This is a genomic window from Solwaraspora sp. WMMD406 (assembly GCF_029626025.1).
Classification (GTDB): domain Bacteria; phylum Actinomycetota; class Actinomycetes; order Mycobacteriales; family Micromonosporaceae; genus Micromonospora_E.
This window is the reverse complement of record NZ_JARUBF010000001.1, coordinates 953,905-972,612: the sequence shown is the minus strand read 5'-3', so window position 1 is coordinate 972,612 and position 18,708 is coordinate 953,905. Positions and strand designations below refer to the sequence as shown.

19 protein-coding genes and 2 pseudogenes are annotated in these 18,708 nt (G+C 69.4%); 8 read left to right on the top strand and 13 right to left on the bottom strand.

What is annotated here, in order from left to right:
- Window positions 1-10 precede the first annotated feature (10 nt).
- From O7632_RS04385 to mqnC, 5 genes are all read right to left on the bottom strand, one after another.
- Entirely contained in the window at window positions 11-688 is a 678-nt protein-coding gene (locus O7632_RS04385) for an NADH-quinone oxidoreductase subunit B (protein WP_278111637.1), read from the bottom strand.
- A gap of 10 nt (window positions 689-698) precedes the next feature.
- Complete coding sequence (locus O7632_RS04380; RefSeq protein ID WP_278111635.1) at window positions 699-1,064, bottom strand: NADH-quinone oxidoreductase subunit A; 366 nt, start codon at window positions 1,062-1,064, stop codon at window positions 699-701.
- A gap of 140 nt (window positions 1,065-1,204) precedes the next feature.
- Window positions 1,205-2,512 carry a geranylgeranyl reductase family protein gene (locus tag O7632_RS04375; RefSeq protein WP_278119816.1) on the bottom strand — a complete coding sequence of 436 codons (1,308 nt, stop codon included), beginning with the start codon at window positions 2,510-2,512 and terminating at the stop codon, window positions 1,205-1,207.
- A 148-nt stretch (window positions 2,513-2,660) separates the two neighbouring features.
- On the bottom strand, window positions 2,661-3,380 hold the full coding sequence (locus tag O7632_RS04370; RefSeq protein WP_278111634.1) for a demethylmenaquinone methyltransferase: 720 nt from the start codon (window positions 3,378-3,380) through the stop codon (window positions 2,661-2,663).
- Window positions 3,381-3,850: 470 nt separating this feature from the next.
- Window positions 3,851-5,041, bottom strand: a complete 1,191-nt coding sequence (mqnC, locus tag O7632_RS04365; RefSeq protein ID WP_278111632.1) for a cyclic dehypoxanthinyl futalosine synthase — start codon at window positions 5,039-5,041, stop codon at window positions 3,851-3,853.
- A 44-nt stretch (window positions 5,042-5,085) separates the two neighbouring features.
- Here mqnC and O7632_RS04360 point away from each other — a divergent pair, with 44 nt between their 5' ends.
- On the top strand, window positions 5,086-6,579 hold the full coding sequence (locus O7632_RS04360; protein WP_278111630.1) for a hypothetical protein: 1,494 nt from the start codon (window positions 5,086-5,088) through the stop codon (window positions 6,577-6,579).
- On the opposite strand, the gene O7632_RS04355 is transcribed toward O7632_RS04360, so the two are convergent.
- The 5 genes and pseudogenes from O7632_RS04355 to paaA form a co-directional block, all read right to left on the bottom strand.
- Window positions 6,567-7,835 (bottom strand): 2Fe-2S iron-sulfur cluster-binding protein, encoded by a 1,269-nt coding sequence (locus O7632_RS04355; protein WP_278111628.1) that lies wholly within the window; start codon window positions 7,833-7,835, stop codon window positions 6,567-6,569. The two genes, O7632_RS04360 and O7632_RS04355, sit on opposite strands and share 13 nt — an antisense overlap.
- A gap of 25 nt (window positions 7,836-7,860) precedes the next feature.
- Window positions 7,861-8,370, bottom strand: coding sequence for a 1,2-phenylacetyl-CoA epoxidase subunit PaaD (paaD, locus tag O7632_RS04350; RefSeq protein ID WP_278119814.1), 510 nt, complete (start codon window positions 8,368-8,370; stop codon window positions 7,861-7,863).
- 14 nt (window positions 8,371-8,384) lie between these two features.
- Window positions 8,385-9,149, bottom strand: a complete 765-nt coding sequence (paaC, locus tag O7632_RS04345; protein WP_278111627.1) for a 1,2-phenylacetyl-CoA epoxidase subunit PaaC — start codon at window positions 9,147-9,149, stop codon at window positions 8,385-8,387.
- Entirely contained in the window at window positions 9,146-9,445 is a 300-nt protein-coding gene (gene paaB / locus O7632_RS04340) for a 1,2-phenylacetyl-CoA epoxidase subunit PaaB (RefSeq protein ID WP_278111625.1), read from the bottom strand. Before paaB ends, paaC begins: the two co-directional genes overlap by 4 nt.
- A gap of 110 nt (window positions 9,446-9,555) precedes the next feature.
- Window positions 9,556-10,575: pseudogene (paaA, locus tag O7632_RS04335) on the bottom strand (1,2-phenylacetyl-CoA epoxidase subunit PaaA); the annotation flags it as partial.
- Window positions 10,576-10,960: 385 nt separating this feature from the next.
- Between paaA and O7632_RS04330 the strand changes: the two are divergent.
- Both O7632_RS04330 and O7632_RS04325 read left to right on the top strand, forming a co-directional pair.
- Window positions 10,961-12,055 carry a hypothetical protein gene (locus O7632_RS04330; RefSeq protein ID WP_278111624.1) on the top strand — a complete coding sequence of 365 codons (1,095 nt, stop codon included), beginning with the start codon at window positions 10,961-10,963 and terminating at the stop codon, window positions 12,053-12,055.
- A gap of 178 nt (window positions 12,056-12,233) precedes the next feature.
- Complete coding sequence (locus O7632_RS04325; protein ID WP_278111622.1) at window positions 12,234-13,235, top strand: hypothetical protein; 1,002 nt, start codon at window positions 12,234-12,236, stop codon at window positions 13,233-13,235.
- On the opposite strand, the gene O7632_RS04320 is transcribed toward O7632_RS04325, so the two are convergent.
- Window positions 13,232-14,104, bottom strand: a complete 873-nt coding sequence (locus O7632_RS04320) for a menaquinone biosynthesis protein (protein WP_278111620.1) — start codon at window positions 14,102-14,104, stop codon at window positions 13,232-13,234. The genes O7632_RS04325 and O7632_RS04320 overlap by 4 nt on opposite strands.
- 212 nt (window positions 14,105-14,316) lie before the next feature.
- Here O7632_RS04320 and O7632_RS04315 point away from each other — a divergent pair.
- The 3 genes and pseudogenes from O7632_RS04315 to O7632_RS04305 form a co-directional block, all read left to right on the top strand.
- Window positions 14,317-14,946 (top strand): annotated as a pseudogene (locus O7632_RS04315) (AAA family ATPase); the annotation flags it as partial.
- Between the two features lie 207 nt (window positions 14,947-15,153).
- On the top strand, window positions 15,154-15,498 hold the full coding sequence (locus O7632_RS04310; protein WP_278111619.1) for a hypothetical protein: 345 nt from the start codon (window positions 15,154-15,156) through the stop codon (window positions 15,496-15,498).
- Between the two features lie 29 nt (window positions 15,499-15,527).
- Window positions 15,528-16,370: a DUF2637 domain-containing protein gene (locus tag O7632_RS04305; RefSeq protein ID WP_278119812.1), complete on the top strand. Its 843-nt coding sequence runs from the start codon at window positions 15,528-15,530 to the stop codon at window positions 16,368-16,370.
- A 168-nt stretch (window positions 16,371-16,538) separates the two neighbouring features.
- Here the strand turns inward: O7632_RS04305 and O7632_RS04300 are convergent, their stop codons facing one another.
- Entirely contained in the window at window positions 16,539-16,784 is a 246-nt protein-coding gene (locus O7632_RS04300; protein ID WP_278111617.1) for a DUF397 domain-containing protein, read from the bottom strand.
- The gene (locus O7632_RS04295) at window positions 16,781-17,635 is read right to left on the bottom strand and encodes a helix-turn-helix transcriptional regulator (RefSeq protein ID WP_278111615.1); all 855 of its coding nucleotides are present in this window, start codon (window positions 17,633-17,635) and stop codon (window positions 16,781-16,783) included. The genes O7632_RS04300 and O7632_RS04295 overlap by 4 nt, the downstream gene beginning before the upstream one ends.
- 265 nt (window positions 17,636-17,900) lie before the next feature.
- Between O7632_RS04295 and O7632_RS04290 the strand changes: the two genes are divergently transcribed.
- Window positions 17,901-18,032 carry a hypothetical protein gene (locus tag O7632_RS04290; protein ID WP_278111614.1) on the top strand — a complete coding sequence of 44 codons (132 nt, stop codon included), beginning with the start codon at window positions 17,901-17,903 and terminating at the stop codon, window positions 18,030-18,032.
- Window positions 18,032-18,277, top strand: coding sequence for a hypothetical protein (locus O7632_RS04285; protein WP_278111613.1), 246 nt, complete (start codon window positions 18,032-18,034; stop codon window positions 18,275-18,277). The genes O7632_RS04290 and O7632_RS04285 overlap by 1 nt, the downstream gene beginning before the upstream one ends.
- The last annotated feature ends 431 nt before the right edge of the window (window positions 18,278-18,708 follow it).

Here is an 18,708-nt window from a genome sequence, read left to right as displayed (position 1 = left end):
GCTACGGGGTTCACTTGATGCCGGTCCCGCCACGCAGGTGGTGCTGGGCGTTCATCCAGTTCTCGATCCGCAGTTGCTCCTCGCGGCCCTCCCGGACCGCCTGCTCCCACTCGGCCCGTCGGGCCTTGTCGGAGCGGTAGGACGACGGCATCGATCCCGGGGCCACCACGGGTACGTCGCCACGGGCCCGGCGGGCTTCGAGCATCTTGCGGCCGTTGGGTCCGAGCGGCTCGTGGCCGATCTTCTCTCGCAGCTTGAGTACGGCGTCGATCAGCATCTCCGGGCGCGGCGGGCAGCCCGGCAGGTACATGTCGACCGGCACCACGTGGTCGACGCCCTGCACGATGGCGTAGTTGTTGAACATGCCGCCGCTGGAGGCGCAGACACCCATCGACAACACCCAGCGGGGCTCGGCCATCTGGTCGTAGATCTGCCGCAGCACCGGGGCCATCTTCTGGCTGACCCGGCCGGCGACGATCATCAGGTCGGCCTGTCGCGGCGAGGCCCGGAAGACCTCCATGCCCCAGCGACCCATGTCGTAGTGCGGGGCTCCGGCCGCCATCATCTCGATCGCGCAGCAGGCCAGTCCGAACGTCGCGCCCCAGACCGAGGTCCGCCGCGACCAGTTGACCAGCTTCTCCACCGAGGTGAGCAGTACACCAGCGGGGAGCTTCTCTTCGATTCCCATGGTTCCTCCCTCAGTCCCAGTCGAGTCCGCCGCGCCGCCACTCGTACACGTAGGCGACCGAGACGGCGACGATGAACAGCGAAACCGCGACGTACCCGAAGGCACCGAGCGGGTCGAGCGAGACCGCCCACGGGACCAGGAAGATGATCTCGATGTCGAAGATGATGAACATCATCGCGGTCAGATAGAACTTGATCGGGATTCGACCGCCGCCGACCGGTTCCGGGCTGGGCTCGATTCCGCACTCGTACGCTTCGAGCTTGGCCCGGTTGTAGCGCAGCGGCCCGGCCAGCCGGGCGGCGGCCACCGAGAACAGCGCGAAGGCCGAGGCCAGGGCGAACACCCCGACGATGGGTATGTAAGGCGAGAGCGACATGGGCTTCTCCTGCTCGTCCTTCCCTGCCCGCGGTCAGCTAACAGCGATCCGTTCCTGCCTACCGCACAATGGGCGTCGTTGCCCGCTGGCGGCTGGTGCGGTCGGGCGCGAACGCCCGGGTGTTCTGGTCGGCGGCGTCGTCACACGGCGGGAGCCACCTTGGTCATCGCGTTGATCATCCGGTCCATCGCGTCCCCACCACGCGGATCGGTCAGGTTGGCCATCAGCTTCAGCACGAACCGCATCAGTGTCGGGTGCGGCATGCCGTGTTTGGTGGCGATTCGCATGATTTGGGGGTTGCCGATCAGCTTCACGAAGATGTTGCCGAGCCGGTAGTAACCGCCGTACCGGAGCTTGAGCTCGGCCGGGTACTGCGCGAGCGCGCGTTCCCGGTCGACGCCGGCGGCCCGGGCCAGTGCCTGCACCGCGATCTCGGCGGCCAGTTCGCCCGATTCCATCGCGTAGGCGATGCCCTCGCCGTTGAACGGGTTGACCATGCCGCCGGAGTCGCCGACCAGCAGCACGCCCCGGGTGTAGTGCGGCACCCGGTTGAAGCCCATCGGGAGCGCCGCGCCGAGGATCGGGCCGTCGGCGTTGGCCTCGTCGGCCAGCCCCCAGTCCGGCGGTGTGCTGCCCAGCCAGTCGGTCAGCAGCCGGCGGTAGTTGGTCTTGCCGAACCCGCTGGACGAGTTGAGGGCACCGAGTCCGACGTTGACCCGGCCGTCACCCATCCCGAAGATCCAGCCGTAGCCGGGCAACAGCTTGTCGCCGCCTTCGCGGCTGCGCAGTTCGAGCCACGACTCCAGGTATTCGTCCTGGTGGCGTACTGGCGAACGATAGTAGCGGCGGACCGCGACACCGATCGGGCGGTCCTCGCGCTTGGCCAGCCCCATCGCGAGTGGGAACCGCCCGGAGACCCCGTCTGCGGCGACGATCAGCGGGGCGTGGAAGGTGGCGGGTTCCTTGTCCGGGCCGACCTCGGCACTCACCCCGATCGCCCGGCCGGACGTATCCAACACGGGTGCGATCACGTTGGTGTCGGTGTGCAGCACGGCACCAGCCTCGACGGCCCGCTTGGCGAGCAGGTCGTCGAAGTCGAGCCGGGTCCGTACCAGACCGTAGTTGGGGAAGCTGGCCAGGTCGGGCCAGTCCAGCTCCATCCGGACGCCGCCACCGATCACCCGCAGGCCGCGGTTACGGACCCAGCCGGCTTCCGGTGCGGTGTCGACGCCGAGTTTGATCAGTTGCTTGACCGCGCGCGGGGTGAGTCCGTCCCCGCAGACCTTCTCGCGGGGGAACGAGGTCTTCTCCAGCAGCAGGACTCGCAGGCCGTGCCGGGCGAGGTGATAGGCGGTCGTGGCACCACCCGGCCCGGCGCCGACGACGATTACGTCTGCCTCGGTGTCGCTCACTGCACCTCCCGTTCGCCGTACGGTTGCTCGTGAAATGCTTCACAAGCCGCTCCCGGGTGAGTCTAGAACCGTTAACAGGGCGGCAATCGGTTAGGCGACCCTAACTGTGCGAGGTAGCGACCTCGGACGGCGATCTCGGCCACCGGCCCTCATCGACGAGAGCCAGCATGTCCGGTTGCCTCCGCTAATTCCGTACTGCCCGGTGCAGCGCGACGACGCCGCCGGTCAGGTTGCGCCACTGCACCCCGTCCCAGCCGGCGGCCACCAGCCGCCCGGCCAGCGCCGCCTGGTCCGGCCACTGCCGGATCGACTCCGCGAGATACACGTACGCCTCCGGATTGCTGGCCACCGCCCGCGCGACCGCCGGCAGCGACCGCATCAGATAGGAGAAGTAGACCGTCCGGAACGGCGGAAACGTCGGAGTGCTGAACTCACAGATCACCAACCGGCCGCCCGGACGCGTCACCCGGGCGAACTCCGCCAGGGCGACCTGGGTGTCGGCCACGTTGCGCAACGCGAAGGAGATGGTGACCGCGTCGAACACCCCGTCCGCGAACGGCAGCGCGAGCGCGTCCCCGGCCAGCAACGGCACCTCCGGCCGGGTACGCCGACCCACCCTCAACATGCCGAGCGAGATGTCGCTGCCCACCGCCCAGACCCCGGCGCGCCCCAACTCCTCGGTGGACACCCCGGTCCCGGCACCGACGTCCAGCACCCGGTCACCGGGACGCAGCCCGAGCGCCGCCCGGGTGGCCCGCCGCCAGAACCGGTCCTGGCCGAACGCCAACACCGTGTTGGTCAGGTCGTAGCGGCCGGCGACGCCGTCGAACATCGCGGCGACCTCGTTCGGGTCCTTGTCCAAAGAAGCACGAAAACCGCGCTGATCATCCGTGCCGGCGCGCACAGCGCGCTGATCATCCGTGCCGGCGCGCACAGCGCGCTGATCATCATGCTGGGTCACGCCGTACCACTCTGCCAGGTCAGCCGGCACACACACTGCGGGCGGGGTGGAACGAACCACCCCGCCCGCAATGCCGTGCGTTATGTGAACGGCCCCCGCGGGCCGCTGGAGTACGGTCACCGGGGGCACACCCAATGGACGTGACCAGCGTCGACCCGGTTGCCGGGCCGCGCGGCGAGGGTGGCCGCCGGACGTTGTGCCCAGGACGTTAGCGGCCGCTGGCGGACCTTCGCGCGCCCTGTGATCAACACGTTATGGGCGATGACCCGAAGTCCCGCCGCACCAACCGCATCGACGGCCACCCACACTCCGGCCGGCTGTCGGGCGGCATCCGCCCGGCCCCGCCGACTCGTCCGGTCAGCACCAGGGGTCCACTGATCGGCTGATCGGTGAGTCAGTTGCCGCAGGTCAGGTCAGCGGGCGTCCACCAGCGGAAGGTCCCGACGCGCCCCGCCGCCGGGCAGCGCGATCGACGAATAGTGGGAGACCACCCGCTCGTCGGCCGGATCGTCGGCCGGATCGCGGTGCACCGCGAGGTGCCGGTACTCGGTGTCGCGCTGGGCGGGAATCCGACCAGCCGACCGGATCATCCAGATCAGCTCGTGCAGGTTGGACCGGTGCCGGGCACCGGCCGAGGAGATCACGTTCTCCTCCAGCATGATCGACCCCAGATCGTCCACGCCCATGTGCAACGCCACCTGGCCGACGTCCTTGCCGGTGGTCAGCCACGACGCCTGCAGGTGCGCCACCTGGTCGAAGAAGAGCCGGGAGACGGCGATCATCCGCAGGTACTCCAGGGTGGTCGCCTGGGTCCGGCCCTTCAGGTGGTTGTTCTCCGGCTGGTAGGTCCAGGGGATGAACGCCCGGAAGCCGCCAGTCCGGTCCTGTATGTCCCGAATCATCCTCAGGTGTTCGATCCGCTCGGCGTTGGTCTCGCCGGTGCCCATCATCATCGTCGCGGTGGACTCGACACCGTGCCGGTGCGCCAACTCCATCACCTCGAGCCAGCGGGCACCGGACTCCTTGAGCGGCGCGATGGCCTTGCGCGGGCGGTCCGGAAGCATCTCGGCACCGGCACCGGCGATCGAGTCCAACCCGGCGGCCTTGATCCGGACGATCGCCTCGTCCAACGACACCCCGGACACCTTCGCCATGTGCAGGATCTCGCTCGGCCCGATCGAGTGGATCACCAACTGCGGGTACGCCGCCTTGACCGCGCCGAACAACTCCTCGTAGTACTCGACGCCGAAGTCCGGATGGTGCCCGCCCTGCAGCATCACCTGCGTGGCACCGAGCTCCACCGCCTCACCGCACCGCCGCAGGATCTCCTCCGTCGGATGTGTCCAGCCCTCGGCGTGCTTCGGCGCGCGGTAGAAAGCACAGAATCGGCACGCCGTGACGCAGACATTGGTGTAATTGATGTTGCGGTCGATCAGATACGTCACGATGTTGTCCGGGTACCGACGCCGCCGCACCGCGTCCGCGGCCTCACCAAGGGCGTGCAACGGCGCGTCGGTGTAGATCAGCAGCGCCTCCTCGGGCGTGATCCGCCCACCGTCGGCGCCACGCTGCAGGATGCTGTCGATCTCCCGGCTGGTAGTCACGCATGAAAGCGTACTGCCCCGGGGGAGAAGGAGCCGACCAGGAGATGAGGCCGCTCCGCCGGCACCTGGCCGTCGCGGTCCTGCTGGGGCTGGGGATCGCCCTGCGGATCGCCTATCTGGTCGCGTACCAGCCCGCGTTCTGGTTCCACGGCGACAGCGGTGCCTACCTGGAGATGCTCGACCAGCCGCTGGAGCCGCACCCGAACCGGCCGCTCGGCTACGTACTGCTGCTGGCCGTGTTCGAGCCGACCCGCACCCTGACGGCGGTGGTCGTCGCCCAACACCTACTCAGCCTGCTGCTGGCAGTCGGCGGGTACGCCCTGCTGCGCCGTCGCGGAGTCGCCGGCTGGTTGGCGACGCTGGCCACCGTACCGCTGATCTTCGATTCGTTGATCCTCACCACAGGGCACTACATCCTGCCCGACCTGCTGTTCACCGTGTTGTTCGCCACGGCGGTCGGGGCACTGCTGTGGTCCGCCCGGCCCGGTCCGGTGGCCGCCGTCGTCGCCGGTGGGCTGCTCGCCCTGGCCTGGGTGACGAAGCCCACCGCGCTGCCGGTCGCCCTGCTCCTACTGATCTATCTGGTGGTCCGGCGGGTCGGCTGGCGCCCGGTGCTCGGCTACGTCCTGGCGTTCCTGGTGCCGTACGTGCTGGTGATGGTGTGGGTCGGCGACCGGCAGAGCGTCTACGGCGCGCAGAGCGGTACCGCCCTGTACGGCCGGGCCGCGATGATCGCCGACTGCGAGCGGCTCGACCTGACCGAGGAACAGCGGGTCGCCTGTCCGGACCAGCCGCCCGGCCAGCGGTGGGACCGGGCCGACGCGTACTTCTGGCGACGCCCGGCCCGACTCGGCGAATGGGTCTACACCCGGGAGGGCACCGAGGTGCTCACCAGCTTCTCCCGGGCGGTGATCACCCAACAGCCCGGCGATTACCTGTCGATCGTCGGCAAGGAGAGCGCCGCGCACTTCGTTCCCGGCCTCTATCTCGGGCCGATGAACGAATGCCTGCGGGAACGGCTGGTGCCGCCGGTACGATTCCGCTCCGCCGCCATCCGGGTCCAGGACTCCTGCCCGCCGGCGCAGGCCTCCGGCGACTACCGACCCCAGGTCGCCGACCCGGCGGTCCCGCCCCCGGCGACCCCGCTGACCAGGGCGTTGCACTGGTACGGCGGCCACACCCGGGGCATCCCGGTGGTGCTGTCCCTGGCTGTGCTGCTGACCATCGCGGCGCTCGCCGCCGGACGCCGGGTGGCCGGCTGGATCCGGCTGGACGCCGTCCTGCTCGTGCTCGCCGGCCCGGGACTGGCGGTCTTCACTGTCGCGATCGGCATGTACGAGCCGCGCTACGCCCTGCCCGCCCTGCCGCTGGCCGCCGTCGCCGTCGCGCTCACCGTCCACGGGCTGCTGAGTCGGTCACCTGCGGCAGCCGACGGCACCGGGACGCCGAAGCCGGACTCGGCCGGCGCCGAGGAGGGCACCGAGGAGAATGTCGGCACCGAGGAGAACGCCGGCACCGAGGACGATCAGGCGTCGTAGTCGACGGTGAGCCGGGCGGTGGTCGGACTCGACTGGCAGGTCAGGACGTAACCGGCCGCCACCTCGTCCGGCTCCAACGCGAAGTTGCGGGCCATGCTGACCGCACCGGCCACGACCCGCGCCCGGCAGGTGGAACAGACTCCGCCTTTGCACGCGTACGGCAGTTCCGCGCGGACCCGCAGCGCGGCGTCCAAGACCCGTTCGCCCGGTGCCACGACGACGGTGGACGCCCGGCCGTCCAACACGACGGTCAGCTCGGTGCCGACGACGCCCGCCGGCGTGCCGGCAGTCGGGTCGCCGAACGCCCGCGCGCCGGCAGTCGGGTCGCCGAACGCCCGCGCGCCGGCAGTCGGGTCGCCGGACCCCGGTGCGCTGGTCACCGGGCCGCTCGCGGCTGACTCGCCGACGTGGAACAGCTCGCTGTGGACCAGCGACGGCGGCACGCCCCGCTCCCCGAGCACCCGCTGTGCCTCGATGACCAGGCCGTACGGGCCGCAGAGGAACCATTCGTCGATCGACGCGCCCGGCACGATCGTGTCGAGTAGCCGGTCGAGGCGCCCGGCGTCGAGGCGCCCGGACAGCAGTTCCGCCTCCTGGACTTCCCGGGAGAGCACGTGCACCACCTGCAGGCGGGCCGGATACCGGTCCTTGAGGTCGGCGATCTCCTCGGCGAACATGACGGTGTGCGCCGAACGGTTGCCGTAGATCAGGGTGAAGCGGCTCTGCGGCTCGACGGCCAGTCCGGTGGCGAGGATGGACAGCACCGGGGTGATCCCCGAACCGGCGGCCAGCGCCGCGTAGTGCCGGCTCCGTCGCGGGTCGAAACCGGTGGTGAACTGGCCCAACGGCGGCATCACGTCGACGGTGTCACCGGGACGCAGTCGGCTCGTCGCGTATGCGGTGAAGGCGCCGCCGGCCACCCGCCGTACGCCGATCCGCAGCCGGCCGTGGTCGGCGAGCTCCGCCGGGGTGGAGCAGATGGAGTACGACCGACGGATCTCCGTACCGCTGCCGGCCGTACCGCCGTCGGCCGTACCGCCGTCGGCCGTACCGCTGCCGGCGGTTTCGCCCGCAGCCGGGTCGACCAGGCGGACGGTGAGATGCTGACCGGCCCGGAAGTGGTATTCGGCCCGCAGCCGCGGTGGCACCGCGAAGGTGATCACGACCGCGTCCCCGGTGAGCCGCTCGACGGCGTCGACCGGCAGCGGATGGAAGACCGGACGCCGCCGCACCGGTCGGCTGATCGTCACCGCCACCTGCGTGCTCCGTCCCCGGCCCGGGTCACAGGGCCTTCATCTGCTCGAACGGCTCGGCACAGTCCTGACACCGCCACAGTGCCTTGCAGGCGGTGGCGCCGAACCGGCTCAGCTGTTCGGTACGCGGTGACCCGCAGGCCGGACAGCGGACCGTGATCGTCACCGGCACCGGTCCGGAGCGGACGGCCGGCCCGGGGGCGGCGATGCCGGCCTCGGCGAGTTTGCGCCGGCCCGCCGCCGAGATCCAGTCGGTGCTCCAGGCCGGGGCGAGTACGGTGGCGATCCGTACCTCGGCGAACCCGGCCCGTAGCAGGGCGGCCCGGATGTCGGCGCGGATGACGTCCATCGCCGGGCATCCCGTGTAGGTGGGGGTGATGGTCACCTCGACCGTACCGGTGTCCGGACGCACCTGGACGTCGCGCAGGATGCCCAGGTCGTCGATGGTGAGTACCCGGATCTCGGGGTCGACGACGGCCGCGACGGCCGCCCGGGCGGCGACGCTCGCCGCCGTCGTGTCGGCCGGGGCGTCTCCGATGCGGGGTGGTCGGTTCACCATTGCGCCCCCGGATACGCCCGGTGCACTACCTGCATCTCGGCCAACAGGTACGACAGGTGTTCGGTGTGCCGCCCCTGTCGACCACCGGCCGGTCGCCAGTCGTCGTCGGGTCGGCGCAGCGTGGCGTCGGCGAGAACCGGTTCGACGGCAGCGGACCAGGCCGACCGCAGGGCCGCCGGGTCGACCGCCCCCGCCGGGTCCGTCGGCGGCTCGAAAAGCTCATGGGTGTACGGCCAGAGTTCGTCGACCGCGTCCTGCATGCGTCGGTGTGATTCGTCGGTGCCGTCACCGAGCCGCACGGTCCAGAGCGTCGCGTGGTCGAGGTGGTAGGCGGACTCCTTGCTGGCCTTGGCGGCGATAGCGGCGAGCCGCTCGTCGCGGCTGTCGCCCAGCGCGCGGTAGAGCTGCACCTGGTACGCCGAGAGGAACAGCAACTTCCCGATCGTCACCGCGAAGTCGCGCTCCGGCAGCTCGACCAGCAGACTGTTTCGGAACTCGTGGTCGGTCCGCAGGTACGCCAGGGTGTCCTCGGTCAGCGGCGCGGACGCGGGCGCGGCGGACACCGCGCTGGCGGGTAGCCGTTGCGCGGCGTACGTCAGCAGCAGCCGGGCCACTCCGAGCTGGTCCAGGGCGACGTTGGTCAGCGCCACGTCCTCTTCGAGTTCGGGGGCGCGAGCGCACCAGTACGCCAGGCGTTGGGCGGCGATCAGCGCATCGTCGGCCCACCACAGCAGCTGGTCGGGGGCGGTGGTGGTCACAGGTGCCGTACCCCGTCCGGCACCTGGTAGAAGGTGGGATGCCGGTAGATCTTGTCCGCCGCCGGGTCGAAGAACGCGTCCTTTTCGTCGGGGCTGGAAGCGGTGATGGTCTCCGCCGGGACCACCCAGATCGACACGCCTTCCTGTCGGCGGGTGTAGAGGTCCCGGGCATGGCGCAGGGCGAGCGCCGCGTCTGGCGCGTGCAGACTGCCGACGTGGGTGTGGGCCAGTCCGCGCCGCGACCGGACGAACACCTCCCACAGCGGGGTGGGCTGGTCGCCCGTTGGCCGGCTCATCAGCGACCGACCTGGGCACGGACGGCGTCGCTCGCCGGGTCGCCGGTTTCGGCCGGCCGCTGCGCGGGTGTCCGGGCGGCGCCGAGGCCCGCGCCGTGACCGGCGTCGGCGGCCCGCTTGGCGGCGTAGGCCTGCGCGGCGGCCCGCACCCAGGCCCCGTCCGCGTGCGCCTGCCGGCGGTGGGCGAGGCGTTGCCGGTTGCACGGACCATGACCACGGATCACCCGGTCGAGTTCGGCGTAGTCCGGCGGGGTGAAGTCGTATGCCTGCCGCTGTTCGTTCCAGCGCAGCGCCGGATCCGGCAGAGTGAGTCCGAGCGGTCCGATCTGCTGGACGCACATGTCGACGAAGCGCTGACGCAGTTCGTCGTTGGAGAACCGTTTGATCTTCCAGGCCATCGACTGCGCCGAGTGGGTGGAGTCGGCGTCCGGCGGGCCGAACATCGCCAGCGACGGGTACCACCAGCGGTCGATGGCGTCCTGGGCGAGTTCGCGTTGCGCGGCGGTGCCATGCGCCAGGGTGTGCAGGATCTCGTACCCCTGCCGCTGGTGGAAGGATTCCTCTTTGCAGATGCGGATCATCGCTCGGGCGTACGGCCCGTAGGAGCACCGGCACAACGGCACCTGGTTGATGATCGCCGCACCGTCGACCAACCAGCCGATCGCCCCGACGTCTGCCCAGGTGAGGGTCGGATAGTTGAAGATCGAGCTGTACTTCTGCCGGCCGTCGAGCAGGAGATCGACCAGTTCCTCGCGAGCGACGCCCAGCGTTTCGGCGGCGGCGTAGAGGTAGAGTCCGTGTCCGGCCTCGTCCTGAACCTTGGCCAACAGGATCGCCTTCCGGTGCAGGCTGGGGGCGCGGGTGATCCAGTTGCCCTCGGGCTGCATCCCGATGATCTCCGAGTGTGCGTGCTGGGCGATCTGCCGGATCAGGGTACGGCGGTAGCCGTCCGGCATCCAGTCACGTGGCTCGATCTTGTGATCCGCGTCGATCGTCTCGATGAAACGCTCGGGCAGGTCGTCCGGTCGGTCCGCACCACGGCCGCCCGTGACCCGACCTCGGGTCGCCGCGTGGCGCAGCTCCGCTTCGGCGGCCTCGACCTCGTCGAGGATCCCGCCGGGCACGCTCATCCCCCCGGGTGCACCGTTACCCGCAGGAGCGTCATCGCCGTACACCCTCCCAGTGTTACAAGAACCCCCACACTCAACCAAGGGCTGTAACAAAACAAGTCGACTACATCTCGGAAAGTAGTTTTCTAACTACTCTTCGTGTCTACCCCTCAAGGCGAATGCGAATTACGTCCGCTTATTGTGCCATTTGAATCGAACTAAAGGGACATAAACGTTCAATATCGGCAGACTTAATCGGAACTTGAAAATCGCCTTTCTGCCGCGCACAGCAACCCGACGTACACTGCCGAGGGTCAGGTTTGCGCGACCATTCCTCCGCTAAACACCCATTTCGACCACTTGGAACGTGAATTCTCCAGTCCCAGCTTCCTGGAGCAGTCCCCCCATGCATTCACGCGTGACACTCACCGCGGTCCTGGCAGCGCTGGTGGTCGGTGGCGTCCTCGTGATCCCCACCGCATCGGCCCGCCTCGTCGGCGACCCCGCCCCGGTCACCAACGAGCCGGTCGGGACCTCCGCCGAAGAGCTCACCGTCGCCGAATCCCCGCCACCGCCCGCAACACCCACCCTGCGGGCGGCACCGGTCTCGGTTTCCGTCGACGGCTTCCTCTCGTGGGCGTTGCTGGACCGCACCACGAAGGAAATCGCCGGCTCGGCAAACCTGACCGAGACGAGCTCGACCGAGTCGATGATCAAGATCTGGATCGTGTCCGACTATCTTCGCCAACTCGGCGACACCGATCCCAGCGCCGCCGAGCGGAAGCAGGCGATGCTGGCGATCCGGGACAGCGACGACGACTCGACGAACCGCCTGTACTACGCGGCCGGCGGTGACGAGGTCCTCGCCCGCATGATCAAGATGTGCGGTCTGCGGCAGACCCGGATGGTCGTTCCGCCCGGTGAGAAGTCGGTCTGGTGGAGCTACACCCAGATGTCCGCCCGGGATGCCGTTCTGCTCGGTGAGTGCGTCAAGAACGGCACCGCCGCCGGGCCCAAGTGGACCGACTGGGTGATCAGCGAGATGACCCAGGTACGGGGAGGCACCTCCGCCGAAGAGCAGAACGCCCGGTCCGGCGGCGGGCGGTGGGGAATCATCGACGGCCTGCCGCAGAGCGTGCTCGACGACACCGAGGTCGCCATCAAGAACGGCTGGACCCTGATCTGGGCCGACCGGATGTGGCATCTCAACTGTCTGGCGGTCACCGACGGCTGGGTGCTGGCGGTGATGATGCGCTACCCGGGGGTCAACGGTCTCGACTACGGCGCCAACGTCTGTGGTGAGGTGACCCGGCAACTCGTCACCCCACACGCCGGTGCGGCCATCCGGCTCCCCGCTGCCCCCACCGCACCACCGGCGACCGGTGACGCGGCCGGCGCGGCGGATCCCGCCCCCGACGCTGCCGCCGCCGCAGATCCCGCCCCGCCCCCGACACCGCAGATCCCGCCCCCGACGCTGTCGCCGCCCACTCCGGAAAGCTGACATGCCCGCTCATCGTCGTCCTTCGTCCGACCAGCTCCGTGAGGGCGTCGACTCGCCCGTCCCGCCGCCGCGTGCCGACCCGCAATCAGAGCCCGGACCGGAATCACGGCCCGGACCGAAATCACGGCCCGGACCGAAATCGTCGGAGACCCGGCCCCTCGGCGCGGTTGGCGACCTGTTGCCGCAGCCACGCCGGCCGACCGCAGCCGGCCGACCGGCCACGGTCGCGCGCCACGGACCGACCCGCCGCGTCTCGGTGGTGATCCTGCTCAGCGCAGTCGGTGTCGTGCTCGCCGCCGCGTCGCTGGCCGGGTTGCGGTTCATCCCCGGCGCGCCGTTCGCCCCGGCCACCGCCGACTACCTGGCCGATCAGGCAGCGGCCGACCAGCTGGCCGCCGCACGGCAACTGGATCCGGCGGCCACGCCGCCGGCGGCCACCGCCGCTCCCAGCCCGACACCGACCCTGCCGCCGCTGGACATCGCCCCCACCGACGTCGAGCTCGACGTCGCCGGCTGGTGGTCCTGGGCGATGCTCGACCAGCGCACCGGCGAGATCCACGGGTCAGCAAACCTGGCCGAGACCAGCACCACCGCGTCGCTGATCAAGGCCTGGATCGCCGCCGACTTCCTCCGTACGGCCGCCGCCGAAGGCAAGACGCCCAACCAGTACCGGATGCACCAGCTGGAGATCATGATCCGGGACAGCGACAACGACGCGGCCGAAGACCTGTGGCAGGCCATCGGTCGGTCGGCCGCGATCGACCGCATGATCGAGATCTGTGGACTGACCGACAGCAGCGCGGCGGAGAACCGGTGGAGCATCACCCGGCTCTCGCCCCGGGACACCGCCCGGCTCGGTGCCTGCATCGCCGACGGCCGGGCGGCCGGCAGCGAGTGGACCAACTGGCTGCTGGAACAGATGCGCGGCGTACGCAGTCCGGGAGACTTCGGGGTGATCCAGGCGTTCCCCGACGACGTGGCGGCCGGGATAGCGATCAAGAACGGTTGGGTGATCCGGGACGCCGACCGGGAGTGGCACGTCAACTGCCTGGCGATCGGCGACGGGTGGACCCTGGGCGTGATGGTGCGCTTCTCGACCAGCCGCCCCTACAGCTACGGCGGTCAGGTGTGCCAGGAGGTCGCGGACCAGCTCCGTACCGCCGCCGCCTCGCGGAGCTAGGGGACGAAGAACTCCGGTCCGTCGGCCGGCAGCGCGGGTGCCTCGCCCAGCCGGGCCGCCCGGCCGGCGAACTCCCGTAGCCCGGCGACCTGACGCCCGCCGAGCGAGAAGTCCAAGGCCCGGAAGTACGACGCCAGCGTCGCCGCGTCGAACGGCTCCCAGCGTGCGGCAGACTCGGCCACCTCGTCCAATTCGGCCAGGCACAGGTCGCGCGACCGCAGGAACGCCTGGTGCACCTCCTTGACCTGGCCGGGATGAGCGGCGGCGAAGTCACGCCGGACCGCCCAGACGGCGAACACCATCGGCTGGCCGGTCCAGTCCCGCCAGGCCTGACCGAGATCGGTGACCGCCAGTCCGCGTCGCGGCGCCTCGTACCGGGCGCGCAGCGCGACGTCGCCGATCAACACGCCCGCGTCGGCTTCGAGCAGCATCTGGGTGAGGTCGGGCGGGCAGGTGTAGTACACCGGCTGGGCACCGTACCGTTCGGCGAGCAGCATCCGGGCCAACAGGACACCGGTACGCGAGGTCGAGCCGAGCGCCACCGGCCGGCCGGTCAGCTCGGTCAGCGGCCGGGTGGACACGATGTTGACCGAGAGAACCGGGCCGTCGCTGCCGACCGCGATGTCCGGCAGCAACAGGAACTCGTCGGCGTGCCGCAGGTACTCGACCAGTGAAATCGGGCCGATGTCGAGATCACCGGCGACCAGCGCGGCGCTGAGCCGTTCCGGCGAGTCCTTGTGCAACTCGACGTCGAGCAGGGCACCGGAGCGCATGAGGCCCCAGTAGATCGGCAGGCAGTTCAAGAACTGGATGTGCCCGACCCGTGGCCGTCGCAGCCCGCTTCGGCCGTCCCCGTCACCGCTACTCATGATCTCCACCGTAACCGGCGGGTTGCCGGTCGGCCCGTCGACCCACGCTGGTGGTCAATTCGGTGGACCGGCTACCGCGACGGGGCCTACGCTGGTTGGTCGCTTGACGGCCGCGGTGAGTAGCACCGGAGCGGACGTCCCCGCGCCGGGCGCCGGCCCATCCGCCCCCGGACACGCGAGCGAGCACGCAGGTGACCCGACCAGGAGTCAGCATGCCCGCAGCCGAACTCGACACCGAACTGACCGACGAGCGCGACCACCTGATCGCCTCCCGCGCCGCGCTGCGCCGGATGCGGGACCGCGCGCAGACCCTCTTCGCCGCCGGCGACAAGGTCGCCGGGGACAGGTACACCGCCGAAACCCTCGGCCGGCACATGGCCAGACGGATCGCCGAGTTGGCCGACGACCCGAGCACCCCGCTGTTCTTCGGTCGGCTCGACTTCGGTGGCACCACCGAGAGCAACCCCGACCATGCCGGGCGCAGCTATCACATCGGGCGCCGGCACGTGACCGACGACGCCGGTGAGCCGATGGTGCTCGACTGGCGGGCTCCGATCAGCCGTACCTTCTACCGGGCCAGCGCCCGCGATCCGCGACACGTCCGGATCCGCCGCCGGTTCGGCTTCGCCAACGGCGACCTGACCAGCTTCGAAGACGAGCACCTTGACCGAGGTGAGGAACTCGGCACCACGTCGCGCATCCTGACCAGCGAGATCGAGCGTCCCCGCGTGGGCCCGATGCGCGACATCGTGGCCACCATCCAACCCGAACAGGACGAGCTGGTCCGCGCCGATCTGCCGGTCTCGATCTGCGTTCAGGGCGCCCCCGGCACCGGCAAGACCCATCCCGAAATGTGGCATACTTTTTTCGTCGCTTACAGCCCGGTTTGACCGGCTAGCGGCAGTCAGTGTCTGGCCGGTGCATCCGGGGATCGTGGACACGACCGCTGTCGCTGCCGGTGGGTTCGTTGTGCCGGCTGCGGTGCGCACCTCCGTTGGGGAGGTGGCCCGATGAGTTGGTCGCAGCCTTCAGAAGGTCAACCTTCTTCGTTGGGCCGCCGGACCGCTGCCGAGTCAGGTCATCCCGCCTGGTGTGACCGTTCCCGGTGTACCGCTGATCCCGCGAGCCAGGTCGACGGGTATCGGTCCGGTGTCGGCGGCGAGCACCGGTCGGCGCTGATCCGTCTCGATCTGACCACGGTGATAGCCCTCGCGCCACGGGTGAGCGAGGCGTATCTGACGCAGGCTGTCGCCCCGTGGCCGTGTGAGACCTACCTTCACGTCCAGCACGGTGACAGCGACATCGCGATGGCGGCGCGGGACGCGTCCCGGCTGTTGTCCGCGCTGCGGCTGCTCACGACCGAGGCCGAAGCCGAGGGTGGGTGGTCATGGTGAGGAGCCCTACGGATCGGATCTTGACGGCCGTGACCGTGGCGTGCGTCGCGGGGCTGGCCGTCGTCGCGGGGACGATCTCGTTCGCGCATATGCACGAGCTGGCGACCGAGCACGACCAGCACGGATGGAAGGCGTTCGCGTTCCCGATCAGCGTCGGCGGACTGGAGATCGTCGCCGCGTTGTACATGGTGGTGCAGCGTCGCGCGGGACGGCGGGCGGGGTGGTTGCCGTGGGTCGCCTTGGTGGTCGGCACCGCCGCGAGCCTGGCCGCGAACATCGCGGTCGGCGGTGAGAGCGTGATCGGCAAGATCCTGGCCGGCTGGCCCGCGCTGTCGATGCTCATCGCAGTGAAGCTGCTGTTCAGCATGATCGACCACGGCGAGGACGATCCGCGGACCGTCCCGGACGATCTGCGGACGTCCGCAGATCGTCCGCTCGTCCCTGAGGCGCTCCCCCAGATCGGCCCGGACAGCGGACCGCCTGTTGGGCCGACACTGGACGGGCGCACTGGTCACCCCGGCCGGTCCGCGACCAGCGGGACGGGCCGGGGTGTCGGGCGCGTATCGGGGCGGTCGAGCGGCCCTGCTACCGCGCCCGTGCCGGTCGACGTCCAGCCAGTGGCGCACCTGCTCCCGGCTGCGAGGGCCGCCGTCCGCGAGGCACTGGCGGCCACGGGACGTCCACCGTCGCGGGACAGGTTGGCCGATGCACTGCGTGATGACGGGCATGGCGTGTCCAACGAGCGCGCCTCACTTCTGCTGAAGATCCTCAAGGCAGAACAAGATGTGCCGACGATCGGCGCGGGGTCCGTCAGACCCTGGCCGGACGATCTGGACACGCAGCCGGAGGTGGCGGCGCAGCCTTCACGGTGAAGCGTCGAGCACGAGGGTGCTCCCCGACAAGCAGGGGTGTCCCCTCGTGCTCGACGCCATCGCGATCACCAGATAACTGGCGGTGACGTTGTGTAAAAAGCAAACAGCGACCCCCTACGCGATGGGAGTCGCTCGTCCGTCCTATTGACTCAGTCGGTCATGGCTCGCCTAGTCGAAGAAGTCGAACTCGCCTTCGCGGACTCCCCCGACGAACGCTTCCCACTCGGCCCGCGTGTAGATGATCACGGAGCCGTCAGGGTGGTGGCTGTGCCGTACGGCGACCCTGCCACTTCCATCGGCGAGCGGACCAGCCTCGACGCAGTTCGCACCGCCGTTGTCGCTCTTGGTGCTGATGCGCCAGGCGACGCCCGCGAGATCCGGGCGGCCCGGCGCGTGCGTCTCTGCTGCCTTCACGTTGTCTCCTTTGCTGCGGCCGAGATCCGCTCAGCCGATTCTTCCGGTGTCAGGGTCACGCGCTGTAACCGATCGTACGTCTGGACGAACCGCTCGGCACCAGGAGTCTCGACGAAGATCGCACCGCCGAGCGTCTCGGTGTACGCGACATCGGGGTACGGCTCCACCAGCGTGAACACCTTGAACGCGCCCGCCGGACTGGCGTGTGCGCCCACTCTGAATGGTAGTACCCGGATCTCGACGTTCGGCCTCTGGGCGCAGTCGCCCAGGTGTCGGAGCTGATCACGCATCGTCTCGGGGCTGTGGACCGTGCGCAGTAACAACGCCTCGTCGAGGATCGCGTGAAGCTGCGTCGGGCTGTCTCCGGTGAGCACCTGCTGACGCTTGATCCGAAGCTCGACCGCTCGATTGACCTGCTCGTCTGCGAGGTCCGGATCGGCCGCGCGGATCGCCGCCTCGGCGTACCGGTTGGTCTGGAGAAGACCAGGTAGAAGAGTGTCATCGAACGAATGGATCGCCTGGGCTCGCGACTCCAGCCACACGTAGTCGATGAACCGCCGGTCCACCGCGTCGGCGAACCCGTCCCACCACCCCTTCTGCCACACCTCCTCACGCAAGTTCAGCAGGCCCTCGCGACGCCGTTGGTCACTGACCGAATAGAAGTCCAGCAGCGCGAGTAGGTCGGCGCGTCGGATCGGATACTCGGCCGACTCGAACCGACTCACGGTCGATGGGTCGCGTTCCAGGTACTCACCCGCCTGTTTCAGGGTGATTCCAGCTGCTTCGCGGAGTTCCTTGATCTGTTGCCCAAGCCACTGCGCCCGCAGCGTCGGTCCCGGCCTCGTCGTCACGCTACCCATCGTCCGGCACGTGGTTGGTGGGTGCAACCGGATGATCAGCACTGTATGCAGCATGCAGTCTGGTGGCACACAAGATGGCATGATCCACAAACTTGTGTGACACAGGTGTGCGTGCCATTCTGAACGTGTTGGGCTTCCGCGACGCGGTTGGGCCGGTGCGTACCGGCTTGTCCTGGGTGCCCAGATAGCAGGCCGGGGCGGCTCAGCTCCTGCGAGCCCGTCCGCCCTGGCCCCCTGATCTGCGAAGGGGTGCGGTGTGTTGATCGTTGCCGCGTTGATGCTGGGATACCTCGCCGGGTTGTGGTCGTTCATGATCAAGGTCCGGTGGTGCCCTCGCTGCGGTGCCACGACAAGTGATCTGACCCGTACGCCTGCCGGGCGGGCATGATGGCCACGCTCAAGATCGGCACGGTCATCGACGTTCACGATCGCGACTACAGGTACGGCACCGGGCGGCTGATCCTTCGGGTCACGACGATCGGCAACAAGCAGTCGCTCGCGGACGGCGAGTGGATCAATCTTGACGGGCTCTCACTACGTCCGGACGGCACGCAGATCAGCGAGCAACCCCGTCATGCCCTCGTCCGCGTGAACGCCCTACGCCTTGACCAGGACCCGGAGGCACGGCCATGACGACGACCTACCTCGCCAGAATCGCGCTGGACGAACTCGACCACGCACAGGCTGAACTCGAACGCCACCTGGCGGTGCAACCCAACGGCGGGTGCGCCACTTGCGGGGAGGTCGAGCCGTGCGCCGGGCGACGCGCGGCCGGAACCACATTCGACAGGTACGGGCTACTGCCGCGTCGTCGGCCCGGCGTCGCGGGCGTCCGACCATCGAGCCCCAACCCGGCGGACACCGAATCGCACTCATGGTTCGGCACGCCGACCCCAGCGGCCAGCGTCACTGCGGCGACAACAGTCACCCGTCAGTAGCCCGACTCCCCATTCATCTGGACGTCGCACACGACTGCGGAGGACCCGTGGCTTGGTACCACTCGGCGGGCGTCCAACCGCCCCGGAAACGGAAGGTGTCAACAACCATCGTGAACGGCAAGGCGA